This window comes from Lactiplantibacillus sp. 7.2.4 (assembly GCF_018991185.1).
GTDB lineage: Bacteria > Bacillota > Bacilli > Lactobacillales > Lactobacillaceae > Lactiplantibacillus > Lactiplantibacillus pentosus.
Window position 1 is genome coordinate 1 of record NZ_JAGYGS010000038.1, and the last position, 13,533, is coordinate 13,533.

Consider the following 13,533-nt stretch of genomic DNA (forward strand, 5'->3'; position numbering starts at 1 on the left):
AAATAAAAAAGGCCAGCTAGATTGAATAATCTAGCTGGCTCATCAAATTTTAATTCCAATTGATGATTATTATTCCAGCTAGACTCACAGTGTCTAGCTGGTCAAGATGAATTGACTCTGCTTAGACACGAACGTAGGTGCCGTCCGTATCTAAGGTTCCAATACGGGCGCTACCTAAAATAAGCAAAGCCATAATAATAAGCAGTCGTGTTGAATTGAGTCATTATCATCTATCCTTTCCGTTTCATTGATTGTTTATATTAAAACATTCTCATTTAGATTCGTCAACCCTAATTTCATTTTAATTTGGAATTTTGTTTCAAATATTGTCAACTGTGGTTCGCTGGAAACAGTTTGAATACGCATTGTACAACGTCCTAATTGGCACTATCGATGATTAAAACGTGCTATTTTCTAAGTTCAAGTGCTGCCAGCTGAGGTCCGCTGGAAACAGTGCGAGTTATCGTAAACTTTCTGGGGTGGATGCTTCCTATGCCGGCTTCCAGGCATTCGAAAGGCAGACATGTGCGGACCCAATTTTTAATGTACTGATCGCTGATTCTTAGTAACCAGTCAGAATAATGATTAACGGTAAGGGTGACTTCTGATGATTTCTGGCTCGTCACTCTTGCGTTTGGATCGTCAAATCCTCGGTCTTACTTTACGTTATCAAGATTTTCTCTAGACATTGAATTGGTCGAATCTTAAATACAAACTGAAAGGTAATTCTACGTTTCAGTTCAATCGTCTATCTTAAGACGAATTGCCAATGAATCGATAATCTTCAAATCATCTCATCAGTATTTAGATGCTATAAATCATCATAGACGCGAATTCAACGTTTGAATAAAGGACCAGTCTCCTAATATTCAGTGGTCAATTGTACCCAGATAGGTGGTTGTTCATCTGTCATTCGAGCGGGTTCCCGACTGGAGGGGCCGGCTGACAATGCTCAGTAGCCAAATTATTCTTAGCTGGAAGTGGGCTTCTTCCGGCTTAGAATAAGACTCGTATTTGAAATTGCGCAGTGGTCTTCTGCGTAAGTTCAAATCGATGTCGGCTTACGTTCCAGCAATTGTCAGCCGGCCCCGGAAGTCGGATTAGGGAGTGCATCGGCTGACGAACAGTAAACCAAACAATTGGCACGTTTTAATCATGATTCACGCCAAATTAGCGGGCACAATACGTTAATTGGGTACTAAAAAACGCCCTCGTCACACAATAGCGACAAGGGCGTTTGGTTTGGCAAGTGGTTAGTCTTGCCGTTTTAAATTATTGATTAATTCATCGATCCGGCTACCGTACTGAACAGAGTTATCCCGTTCGAATGTTAATTCCGGCGTCTTGTAGATGCTAAGTCGTGACCCTAATTCGCTGCGAATCAGGCCAGTTGCCTTAGACAAACCAGCTGCCGTCTTCTCGCCATCGGATGCTTTATCGGACAAAATACTGTAGTAGATGGTCGCCTGCTGTAAGTCACCAGTAACTGTGACGCCAGTAATCGTCACACCTGCGACCCGTGGATCACGAACCCGTTTCAATAAAATATCATTAACTTCACGTTCGATTTCCTGTTCTAGACGACCCACACGATAATGTTGTGCCATCGGTTAATCCCCCTTTGAAAGGTTATTCAATCGGAACTTCCTTCATGACGTAAGCTTCAATGACATCATTAACTTTGATATCGTTGTAGTCTTCGACCCGAAGACCAAGTTCGAAGCCTTGCTTGACTTCCTTCACATCATCCTTGAAGCGCCGTAAACTAGCTAACTTACCGTCATAAATCACGACACCATCGCGAATGACGCGAACACCGGAATCGCGGTGGATGACCCCATCAGTGACCATCCCACCACCGATAGTTCCAAGCTTAGAAACCTTGTAGATTTCACGAATTTCAGCTTGACCAGTGATTTCTTCTTCATACTTCGGTTCGAGCATCCCTTTCATCGCACTCTCGATTTCATCGATAGCGTTGTAGATGACTTGATGCAAACGAATATCAACATCGTCTGTGTCAGCTTGGGCTTTGGCTTGTGGCGTTGGCCGTACGTTGAACCCGATGATGATGGCGTTACTTGCTTCGGCTAAGGCAACGTCACTTTCGTTGATTGCCCCAACGGCCGTATGGATAATGTTGACCCGAACACCTTCAACGTCGATTTTACGTAAGCTACCAGCTAAGGCTTCAACAGAACCTTGAACGTCAGCCTTAATAATCACGTCAACTTCCTTGAGTTCCCCTTGCTTCATAGAATCAAAGAGGTTATCCAAGGTTACATGCGTCGTCTGCTTACGTTCTTCCATTAAGGCTTGTTTTGCCCGTTGTTCACCGGCGTCACGTGCTGTCTTTTCATCATCAAAGACAACGAAACGGTCGCCAGCATCTGGCACATCATTCAACCCAGTAATTTCAATTGGGGTTGAAGGAACGGCTTCTTTGATGCGCTTCCCATGGTCGTTGGTCATTGTCCGAACTTTCCCATAGGTATTGCCGACAACGATTGGATCACCGACATGCATCGTCCCTTGTTGAACAAGCAAGGTCGCAGTTGATCCTTTCCCACGGTCAAGGCTGGCTTCCAAGACAGACCCAGCCGCATTTTGCTTAGGGTTAGCCGTTAATTCAAGGACTTCAGATTGTAATAAGATCATGTCCAATAATTCGTCAAGGTTCTTACCGAACTTAGCCGAAATCTGAACGAAGATCGTGTCGCCACCCCAGTCTTCAGGAATCAACCCATATTCAGTCAATTGTTCCATGACATGGTTCGGGTTAGCACCTGGCTTATCAATCTTGTTGACTGCAACAATGATTGGCACCTTAGCAGCCTTCGCATGGTTGATGGCTTCGATGGTTTGTGGCATCACACCATCATCCGCAGCAACCACTAAGACCGTGATATCAGTAATATCAGCACCACGCGCCCGCATTTCAGTAAAGGCCGCATGCCCTGGTGTATCTAAGAAAGTGATGATTTTGCCATCGTGCTTAACTTGATAAGCCCCGATTGCTTGCGTGATCCCACCGGCTTCGCCTTCAGTAACATGAGTATGCCGTAATTTGTCCAGCAAGGTCGTCTTACCATGGTCAACGTGTCCCATGACAGTAACCACTGGTGCCCGTGGTTCAAGGTTATCGGTATTATTCACTTCGTCATCGAAGAACTTGTCTAAGTCAGTGACGTCAACTTCAACTTTTTCTTGGGCGTCAATGCCGTAATCTGTCGCTAAAATTTCAATCGTATCCTTGTCGAGTGACTGGTTTTGGTTAACCGCCACGCCCAACATGAATAACTTCTTAATAATTTCAGCTGGTTCACGGTGCAATAACTTCCCTAAATCTTGGGCGTTCATGCCGACCGTGTAGACCAGTGTTTCTGGCAACGGCTTGTCCTTACGAACTGGCGCCGGCTTGTTGTTCACTTGGCGAATCCGTTGATTCTTGTTGTTAGTGCGGTTCCGGTTGTTGCGGTTGTTACGACGACGGTTATTGTTGTTACCACCACGATAACGACCACCACCGTTGCCGCCACCATTGTTGTTACTATTCAAACTACCACCGAAGCGGCCGCTACCATTCCGCGCACTGTTCGTCGTCCCGTTAGAACGATTGTTGTTGGAATTGTTGCTGTTCGAACTACGGTTGTTGTTGCTGTTCCGGTTTTGGCCACCGTTATTGTTGCTACGGTTGCTAGTGTTGTTAGAACGGTTACCGCCATTGTTAGAACGGTTGTTATTTGGCTGGTTACTGCTGTTATTAGACCGGTTAGCCCCATTGCCGCCGTTATTGCGACTATTGTTTGTCCGCGTATTATTGTTGGACCGGGTTGCGTTACCATTAGACCGGCTGCCGCCATTGTTATTGCGACTTTGACTATTATTTTGGTTATTATTACGATTATTATTCAAAGAATCACCACTCTGTAAATGACGCGAGTTGGATTGCTGCTGATTAGCAGTTCGTGTCACATTTTTGGCGACGGTATGCGTCGCCTGACTCCGCTGTGCCGGAGCCGATTGAGACTTAGGATGGGTAACGGTCGCCGCGCCAGTTAACTGGCGGACTTCAGCGTCACCGAGGGTCGACATATGATTTTTAACCGCGAAGCCCAATTGTTGTGCTTGCGCAATCAATTGTTTGCTTGGCACGTTCAAGGTCTTCGCAAGTTCGTAAATTCGCTGTTTTCCCATAGTTTCACCCTCCTTTACTGATTCATGATCGCCACCATTTTCTTGGCAAACCCGGCGTCAGTAATGGCATAAACGGTTCGTTTATTGCCCGTCGCCGCATTCATTTCAGCTTTAGTAAAGGTATCGATCACAGGAACATCATAAGATTGGGCCTTATCATGGAACTTTTTGGCAGTCGTGGGACCGGCATCACTAGCAATAAAGACTAGCTTGGCCGTCTGATTACGAATCGCAGCTAAGGTCAAGCCTTCGCCTGCAATTTGCTTACTGGCACGCCGTGAAAGGCCCAGTAGGTTCAAACAAGCTTGGTTAGGCGTCATTTCCGAAGAGTTCCTTTCGCGCTTGTTGGTGATCCACGTAGGCCACCAATTCATCGTAAAAATCCGCTTCGACTTTGATGCCGAATGCCTTATCGAAGGTTTTTTCCTTCTTGGCACGTTGGGCAACTGCAACGTCTAACGCAATGTAAGCACCGCGTCCTGGCTTCTTACCAGTTGGATCTACGGAAACTTCATCCTGCTTGTTCTTAACGACCCGGACTAAGTCTTTTTTGGGATGCATTTCACCCGTCACAATGTCCTTTCGTAACGGCACTTTTCTTTTTTTCATAATCCCAGACCTCCTTTGATTACTTCATTACGAACCTGACCCTATTCAGCGTCACTTGCAGCTTCATCAGAGGCTGCAGCTTCTGAATCGGTGACTGCTTCAGGTTCAGTTGCTTCTGAATCAGTTGCTTCAGTTTCTGCGTCAGTCGCTGCTGATGGTTCAGCGGCAACATCGTCAGCCACATCATCACTGACAGGGGCATCTTCAGTCGCTGCTTGTGGTGCAGTTTCGGCAGCTGCCACATCATCAGGGTTTGCATCCATTATATCAGATGCTTCGGTTTCAGATTTGATATCGATCTTGAAGCCGGTCAACTTAGCTGCTAAACGTGCATTTTGACCACGTTTCCCAATTGCTAATGATAATTGGTAATCAGGAACGACCACGGTACAGCCGCGTTCGTTTTCAGGGTCAAAAATGACATCCAAGACTTCGGCGGGATTCAACGCATTGGCGATGAAGACTGCCGTATCATCCGTCCATTCAACAATATCCATGTTTTCGCCATGGAGTTCGTTAACAATGGTTTGGACCCGTTGGCCTTTTGGTCCGACACAGGTCCCGACTGGATCAACGTTTGGATTGTTTGAACGAACTGCGACCTTAGCGCGATCACCCGCTTCACGAGCAATTGAGACGATTTCAACGATTCCGTCGAAGATTTCAGGCACTTCTTGTTCAAACAACCGTTTCAACAAGTCCGGCGCAGTCCGCGAAACGAACACTTGGGGACCCTTAGTGGCATTTTCCACTTTAGAAACGTAAACCTTGATTTTATCGTGAATCCGGTATACTTCACCTGGTAATTGGTCAGAGCGGCCCATAACGGCTTCCACCTTACCTAAGCTAACGTAAACGAACCGATTATCTTGGCGTTCAACTTCACCAGTGACGATTTCATTTTCGTACTGGCTGTATTCGTCATAGATGATCCCACGTTCAGCTTCACGTACCCGTTGCATGATAACCTGCTTGGCTGTTTGAGCAGCGATGCGACCAAAGTTCTTAGGTGTGACTTCAAACCGAATGTCATCACCAATTTCGTAAGCCCGGTTAATTGCTAACGCGTCTTGTAAGCTAACTTCCAGCCGTGAGTCAAAAACATCTTCAACGACTTCTTTGACCGCATATACGTGAATATTACCCTTTACTTGATCAAAGTCAACTTCAACGTTTTGCGCCTGACCGTAGTTCCGTTTGTATGCAGAAACCAAGGCAGCTTCGAGGGCTTCGATCACAACTTCTTTTTTGATGCCCTTTTCTGATTCGAGGGTGTCTAAGGCCCCTAATAATTCCTTACTCATGTGTAGACTCCTTTACTTATTTAGAACTTTACCGCTAAGCGGGCTTGTGAAATCTGATCACGATTGATCGTGACCGTCTTATGACGGGTCTTATCTAAATAATCGATTGTCACCGTGGTTGGCGTGACTTCCGTCAAATCACCTTCAAAGACCTTTTTACCATCTAATTTCTGGTATAAACCAACGTGTACATATTTTCCGATGGCATTTTGATAATCCGCTTCCTTCTTCAGCGGCCGTTCCGCACCAGGCGAAGAGACCTCTAAAAAGTAAGCTTGTGGAATTGGATCAGGTTCCATCGTATCCAACTTCTCACTTAGTTCATCACTAACCATCGCACATTCTTCAATATTAATGCCGCCTGGCTTGTCGATGTAGAGCCGCAAGTACCAGCTCTGACCTTCGCGCACAAATTCCAGGTCGACGAGTTCAAACTGGTGTGCGCTGACAATGGCTGCGGCCACTGGCTGAATGGTTTCAACAACATTATTGCTCAAGGCTGTGCCTCCTATTCAGATTAGTCCAATAAAAAGAGTGAGCATCGCTGCTCACTCGTTAACGAGTTTTAAATTACAATCATATATTAGCACAATTATGGTCAAACCGCAAGCTCACGCCTTTTATAGCCGTTAGCACTGGCAATTAATTACCCGTCGAAACCGTGCCACAAAAGCACGCTAATCACTGATATGACGGCATTGCTGCGCATCATGTGGCCACAAACTGCAATGTTGCCCGTTGCACGTCCAATTTGACTAAAATTTCATCAATTTTTAACTTATTGGACGCGTTGTACTCGTGTTTGAAATTGCTCAGTGGGTTTCTGCGTGAGTTCAAATCGATGTCGGCTTACGTTCAAGCAATTGTCAGCCGGCCCTGGAAGTCGGACTAGGACGAGCACATGCAGACGAACAGCAAGCCCAACAATTGGTATGATTTAATCATCTATAATACTAAATAACAACTAGCATAACGCGTAAAAGATGATTAAACCGCACAATCCATCTTCAATTAAAACAGAGATAATTGGTTTTCATCCGGTAAATCGTTCAGAACCCCATTTTCGGTCATGAAGTCGATCAAGCTCTTAGAAACCTTACCGCGTTTCGATAAATCTTCCTTCGATAGGAATGGTTTATCCGCGCGTGCAGCCACAATCTGCTTGGCAACGTTCAGTCCAAGACCAGGCACGGCTCGGAATGGTGCAATCAGCGTGTCACCATCAATCAACCAATCGGATGCATCCGACTTGTCTAAGTCGACCATGGAGAAGTTGAAGCCACGTTCCAACATTTCATTCGCCAGCTCGAGCACCGTCAGCAAGTTCTTTTCCTTGGCACTCGCATCCATCCCTTTATCCGTGATGGCTTTCATCGAGGCCTTGACCGCTTCCTTACCATGAGCCATCGCGACGAGGTCAAAATCATCCGCTCGCACCGAGAAGTAGGCCGTGTAGTAAATCAGTGGGAAGTATACTTTGAAGTACGCGACCCGCAACGCCATCAAGATATAAGCCGCCGCATGCGCCCGTGGGAACATGTACTTGATTTTGAGACACGACTCGATGTACCAATCGGGAACGTCAGCATCCTTCATCGCCTGTTGCCACTCGTCAGGAATCCCACGACCCTTCCGCACGTGTTCCATGATTTGGAAGGACATATCAGATTCCATCCCATAGTGAATCAAGTCGGTCATGATGTTATCACGACACCCAATAACTTCGGCCAGCGTAACCGTACCATCCTTGATCAATTCTTCCGCGTTGCCGAGCCACACGTCGGTCCCGTGGGAGAGTCCAGAGATTTGAAGCAATTCGTTAAACGTCGACGGATGGGTTTCTTCCAGCATTCCCCGGACGAAGCGCGTCCCGAATTCAGGAATACCCAGGGTCCCCGTTTTAGAGAAAATCTGGTCTTCAGTGACGCCTAAGACTTCGGGACTTGAGAAAATCTTCATGACATTCGGATCAACTGGCGGAATGCTTTCAGGTTGAATTCCCGACAAATCTTGGAGCATCCGAATCATCGTCGGGTCATCATGCCCCAGAATATCAATTTTCAAGATATTATCATGAATCGAATGGAAATCAAAGTGGGTCGTTTGCCAGGCCGCACTCTGGTCGTCAGCGGGATATTGGACTGGTGTAAAGTCATAAATATCCATATAGTCCGGCACAACAATGATACCGGCCGGATGTTGCCCAGTCGTCCGCTTGACCCCCGTCGTGCCTTTGGCTAACCGGTCGACCTCGGCTGAACGCAACGTTTGATTGGTATCACGTTCGTACGCCTTGACGTAGCCATAACCAGTCTTATCTGCGACCGTTCCAATCGTCCCGGCACGGTAAACATTTTTCTCACCGAACAAGACTTTGGTATAGTTGTGGGCAATCGGTTGGTAGTCACCGGAGAAGTTTAAATCAATATCCGGCACCTTGTTTCCGTAGAAACCAAGGAAAGTTTCGAATGGGATGTTTTGCCCGTCACGAACCATGTTAGTGCCACATTCAGGACAATCCTTCGGCGGTAAATCGTAGCCAGAACCATATTCATTATTCGTATAGAAATGCGAATATTGGCAATTTGGACAACGGTAATGTGGCGGCATCGGGTTAACTTCCGTAATCCCAGATAGCGTTGCGACCAGACTAGACCCAACGGAACCACGCGACCCAACCAGGTAACCGTCCTTGTTACTCTTGAATACCAGCCGTTGGGCAATCAGGTAAATAACCGAGAACCCGTTCCCGATAATACTCTTCAACTCTTTGTCGACTCGTTTTTGGACGATTTCCGGCAACGGATCGCCGTACCAAGCATGGGCTCGATCCATCGTCAGCTTCTCGATTTCAGCTTCGGCACCCTTCATCCGCGGCGTATACAATTTGTCCTTGACTGGACGGACGATTTCAAACCGGTCCGCAATCGCTCGTGGGGTGTCGACAACAATTTCATGGGCGGTATCCGCACCGAGAAAATCAAAATCTTTGAGCATTTCGTCTGTCGAGCGGAAATGCACATCTGGGCGTTCCGTTCGATTCAACGGATTCCCGGGTTGCGAATGAATCAAGATCTTACGATAAATTTTATCTTCTGGGTTGAGATAATGAACATCGCCAGTCGCAGCGACCGGAATATTCATTTCATGACCTAGTTCGACCATGTTACCGATAATCTCTTCTAAGTGAGCCGTATCGGCAATCAAGCCACTCTCAATCAGTGCCGAGTAAGCCGCTTTTGGTTGGACCTCCAGGAAGTCATAGTAACCAGCCTTCTGACGGGCTTCTTCCTTCCCTTTTTGCATCATTGCGGTGAAGACTTCACCACTTGAGCAAGCCGAACCGACCAGAATTCCATCTCGATATTTGTTCAGAATGCTTCGCGGCACCCGTGGCACCCGGTAATAGTATTCGACGTTAGATAGTGAAATGATTCGGAACAGGTTCTTCAAACCGGCTTGCGTCTGCGCATACAATGTCGCGTGGAATGGCCGCGCGTGGCGATAAGCTGCATTCTCATTCATATGATCATTTAATTGTTCGTGGAACTGGACCCCATAGCGTTCCTCGGCGTCCTTCAAAAAGATGTGGTTCAAATGTCCCGTAGATTCCGCATCATAAATCGCCCGGTGATGGTGTTCCAAGTTAACGTTGAATTTCTTGGCCAGCGTATTTAACCGGTAACCCCGTAAATTCGGGTATAGCCAGCGCGCCAGCGTTAACGTGTCAATAATTGGATTCGTGATGGGGCCCATATGATGACGCGCGTACCCGGTATTCATGAACCCGATATCGAAAGTGACGTTATGACCAACAACGATGGCATCGCCATAGAATTCACGGAATAACTTAAAGACTTCCTCTTCGGATTTCGAACCACGGACCATGTCATCCGTAATACTGGTCAAATTGGTCGTCGTTTCCGATAAATGAAAACCAGGGTCGATAAATTCTTCAAACTGGTCGACAACGTTTCCTTTGACCATCTTAACTGCAGACAATTCGATGACCCGGTCATAGATGGCGGATAGTCCGGTCGTTTCAGTATCAAAGATAACGTAAGTCGATTCTTTTAAATCAACGTGCGCGTCGTTGTAAGCAATCGGCACCCCGTCATCGACCATGTTGGCTTCGACCCCATACAAAATTTTGATATTATTCTTTTCACCGGCTGCAAAAGCTTCCGGAAAGGCCTGGGCACCCGAATGGTCAGTGATGGCGATTGCCGGATGGCCCCACTTGGCCGCCTGTTTGACGTAATCGCTGACACTGTTGGTCGCATCCATCTGACTCATGTTGGAGTGTAGATGTAGTTCCACTCGTTTATCATCCGCTGGCGCCGTATCTTGACGACTGGCGTGCGACGTCTCATTAATGTCGTATGCGTTGATCGTCAAATCCCGCATGAAACTATCTTCTTGAACGGAACCGCGAACACGGACCCACATCCCAGTGTGTAGCGCTGCAAATTGGGCCTCGTCGTCTGCATTCCGAGAGAACTTCTTAACAACCATCGACGAGCTATAATCGGTTACTTTTAAAATCAATAACTGTCGTTGTGAACGCAGCGTCCGGACTTCCATGTCGAAAACGTAACCTTCAACGATGACAGACCGCTCTTCTTCCGTAATTTGAACCATTTGTTTGGCTGGTTCTTGCGGATTGATTTGCTTTCCTAATTGCACTGGACCATCGATTGGCGCCGGAGAATCAGCCTGCTTCTGCCGCTTTTCATTGGCTTTCTTAATGGCCGCTTCGGCCTTTTTCGCCAGTTCTTGATCCGACTTGGCCTTCTGCTCGTGGAATTCCTTGATTTTTGCTTGTGACGCACTTTCGTCAATCATCGTGTGGATCGAGAACTTTGGAAACCCGAGTCGATGATACGTCGATTCAATCGGCCCCAAAGCTTGATTGGTCAAGAAATTTTGAATCACTTCATTTTCAGCTAATAGAATGACGCGACCATCTTCATAGGTCGGTACGTTGCTATTGCACAAAGACTGAACAAGTGACGACTTAATCCCACTATGTTGAACGATCCACTCCCAATACTCTGCTAGTTCGCGACCGTTGACTTCGGTATCATCCGTTACGATTTTATACGTCACCCGGGCAATGTCCTTGAACGCAATTTGGAGTTTATTTTGAAACGTCATAAATTGCGAGTAAGGCAGCACGTGTTGAAAATGCAAATGAAATTCCCAAACTTTGGAAGCTTGATGCACGGTCAACTTATCGATCGCCGCGGCCTCGAATTCAGGACCTGTCGGCATCTCAATTTGTTCGAGGAGTTTCTCGAACATTTCTTGTTGGTTTAAACTCACCAGTGGTCCTCCTCTTATCTCATTTAAACGTTCTTGATTAGTTAACGCCTATTTCGGTGCTGATGTGAACGGCTGTCTGGGTCTGACTACAAGCTAATCAACATCACTTCTGAAACATCATCAAGGTCCAAAGTGAAGCCAGTTACTGCAATCACACGGCTCAGAGAACCTAAGTACTCACATCTATCACCGATTCAGTGAAAGTGTGACCCGTTCACATGAAACGTTACTATTTTATCACAGTCTGTGGCTCGCGCCACGTGATTGGTTGGCAAAAGAAAAATCATCTAGTTCTCGTAAATCCCAACTAGATGATTTCTTCCAATAACTAACAAAAATGACTAGCGCGTTACATGACGCAACGCTATCGTGTAATTAGTCAATATTTTCAAGTAAGACAGCTAAATTATTAGCGATCTCTTCTTGTTTAACTTCAAGCGTCTCACCAGTCTGGCGAAGTTTGATTTCAACGATGCCTTCACTGGCCTTCTTCCCAATGGTGATCCGCGCTGGAATCCCCATCAAGTCAGAATCTGCAAACTTAACCCCAGGCCGTTCCTTCCGGTCATCATACAAGACCTTGTAGCCAGCAGCTTCCAGTTGTGCTTCAACTTGGTCAGCAACTTCGACTTGTTCGGCCTTCTTAGGGTTGACTGGAATGACGTGGACGTCAAATGGTGCAATCGCTTTTGGCCAGATTAAACCATTATCATCGGCGCGTTGTTCCGCAATCGCTGAGAGTAACCGGGAGACCCCGATACCGTAGCAGCCCATGATAACCGGAACGTTGCGACCATTAGCATCTAAGACTTCGGCATGCAAGTCCTTAGAGTAACGCGTCCCCAACTTGAAGATGTGACCGATTTCGATACCCTTAGTGAACTTCAAGACACCGGCACCATCTGGTGAGAGTTCGCCTTCTTGAACGAAACGAATGTCAACGTAATCTTCAGCATGGAAATCCCGTTCTGGATTAACATTAGTGAAGTGGTGACCATCTGAGTTGGCACCGACCGTGATGTTGACCATGCCCTTAACGTACTGGTCAGCCACGATTTTAACGTCGTCACTGACGTTAACAGGGCCAAGTGAACCAAAGCTAGCACCCAAGTATTCTTGTGCTTGTTCTGGCGTCGCCATATCTAAGAAGTCAGCACCAAGGTAGTTTTTCAGCTTGATATCATTGACTTCATGGTCACCACGAACTAAAGCCAGCACTGGCTGGTCGTCAGCGATAAACAGAATACTCTTGACCAGTTGATCTGCTTCGACCTTCAAGAAGTCGGCTAACTCTTCAATCGTACCCACACCAGGGGTATCGATTTCTTCCATGTCTTTGAGTGACGCATGCGACTTCTTAGGCACGTACAAACTCCGGGCCATTTCAAGGTTCGCTGCGTAGTCACTGGCATCAGAGTAAACGATCGTATCTTCACCAACTGGGGCGATTGCTGAGTATTCACGTGAATCCTTACCACCCATCGCGCCACCGTCACCGATAATCGAGCGGAACTTCAAGCCGCAACGTTCGAAGATGTTTTGATAAGCTTGCGCCATATCTTGGAACGTGTCATCCAGTGAAGATTCATCGGCGTGGAAGGAATAAGCATCCTTCATAATAAATTCACGCCCACGCAACAAGCCATAACGTGGCCGATCTTCATCACGATACTTTGCTTGGATTTGGTATAACGTCAATGGCAACCGCTTGTAGGACTTGACTTCATCACGAATCAGAAACGTGAACGTTTCTTCATGGGTTGGTCCCAAGATGAATTCACGATCATGCCGATTCTTCAGTTTGAATAATTCAGGCCCATAAGTTTCATACCGGCCCGTGGCTTTCCATAACTCGGCAGGAATCACAGCTGGTACCAGCATTTCTGCTGCATCGATCTTTTCCATTTCTTGACGAATAATTTGTTCAATATTCGTTAATACCCGGTAGGCTAATGGCAAGTAAGCATACATTCCGGCCGAAATCTGGCGAATGTAGCCCGCCCGCAGCATCATCTGATGACTTAAGGCTTCAGCGTCGTTTGGCACTTCCTTAAGTGTTGGGATTAACAGTTTCGATTGTTTCATCTACAAATCTTCT

The 13,533-nt window shown here is 46.6% G+C and carries 8 protein-coding genes; all 8 read right to left on the minus strand.

Annotation, left to right across the window (positions count from 1 at the left end):
* Positions 1 to 1,253: 1,253 nt before the first annotated feature.
* Positions 1,254 to 1,607: a 30S ribosome-binding factor RbfA gene (gene rbfA / locus KGF70_RS11335; protein ID WP_003638955.1), complete on the minus strand. Its 354-nt coding sequence runs from the start codon at positions 1,605 to 1,607 to the stop codon at positions 1,254 to 1,256.
* 22 nt (positions 1,608 to 1,629) lie between these two features.
* A complete protein-coding gene (gene infB, locus KGF70_RS11340; RefSeq protein ID WP_216786444.1) occupies positions 1,630 to 4,197 on the minus strand; it encodes a translation initiation factor IF-2 in 2,568 nt (855 codons plus the stop codon).
* 14 nt (positions 4,198 to 4,211) lie between these two features.
* Positions 4,212 to 4,517, minus strand: a complete 306-nt coding sequence (locus KGF70_RS11345; RefSeq protein ID WP_003638957.1) for a ribosomal L7Ae/L30e/S12e/Gadd45 family protein — start codon at positions 4,515 to 4,517, stop codon at positions 4,212 to 4,214.
* Positions 4,507 to 4,806: a YlxR family protein gene (locus tag KGF70_RS11350; protein ID WP_003638958.1), complete on the minus strand. Its 300-nt coding sequence runs from the start codon at positions 4,804 to 4,806 to the stop codon at positions 4,507 to 4,509. The genes KGF70_RS11345 and KGF70_RS11350 overlap by 11 nt, the downstream gene beginning before the upstream one ends.
* A 41-nt stretch (positions 4,807 to 4,847) precedes the next feature.
* The gene (nusA, locus tag KGF70_RS11355; protein ID WP_216769127.1) at positions 4,848 to 6,110 is read right to left on the minus strand and encodes a transcription termination factor NusA; all 1,263 of its coding nucleotides are present in this window, start codon (positions 6,108 to 6,110) and stop codon (positions 4,848 to 4,850) included.
* Positions 6,111 to 6,130: 20 nt separating this feature from the next.
* On the minus strand, positions 6,131 to 6,607 hold the full coding sequence (gene rimP / locus KGF70_RS11360; protein ID WP_050338489.1) for a ribosome maturation factor RimP: 477 nt from the start codon (positions 6,605 to 6,607) through the stop codon (positions 6,131 to 6,133).
* Positions 6,608 to 7,121: 514 nt separating this feature from the next.
* Complete coding sequence (locus KGF70_RS11365; protein WP_050338488.1) at positions 7,122 to 11,435, minus strand: PolC-type DNA polymerase III; 4,314 nt, start codon at positions 11,433 to 11,435, stop codon at positions 7,122 to 7,124.
* Positions 11,436 to 11,810: 375 nt separating this feature from the next.
* A complete protein-coding gene (locus tag KGF70_RS11370) occupies positions 11,811 to 13,520 on the minus strand; it encodes a proline--tRNA ligase (protein WP_216769125.1) in 1,710 nt (569 codons plus the stop codon).
* Positions 13,521 to 13,533: the final 13 nt, after the last annotated feature.

Bases quoted from the DNA above. Each gene is read 5' to 3' on its own strand.
- infB (WP_216786444.1), bottom strand. From the start codon at position 4,197: ATGGGAAAACAGCGAATTTACGAACTTGCGAAGACCTTGAACGTGCCA.
- KGF70_RS11345 (WP_003638957.1), bottom strand. From the start codon at position 4,517: ATGACGCCTAACCAAGCTTGTTTGAACCTACTGGGCCTTTCACGGCGT.
- nusA (WP_216769127.1), bottom strand. From the start codon at position 6,110: ATGAGTAAGGAATTATTAGGGGCCTTAGACACCCTCGAATCAGAAAAG.
- KGF70_RS11350 (WP_003638958.1), bottom strand. From the start codon at position 4,806: ATGAAAAAAAGAAAAGTGCCGTTACGAAAGGACATTGTGACGGGTGAA.
- KGF70_RS11370 (WP_216769125.1), bottom strand. From the start codon at position 13,520: ATGAAACAATCGAAACTGTTAATCCCAACACTTAAGGAAGTGCCAAAC.
- rbfA (WP_003638955.1), bottom strand. From the start codon at position 1,607: ATGGCACAACATTATCGTGTGGGTCGTCTAGAACAGGAAATCGAACGT.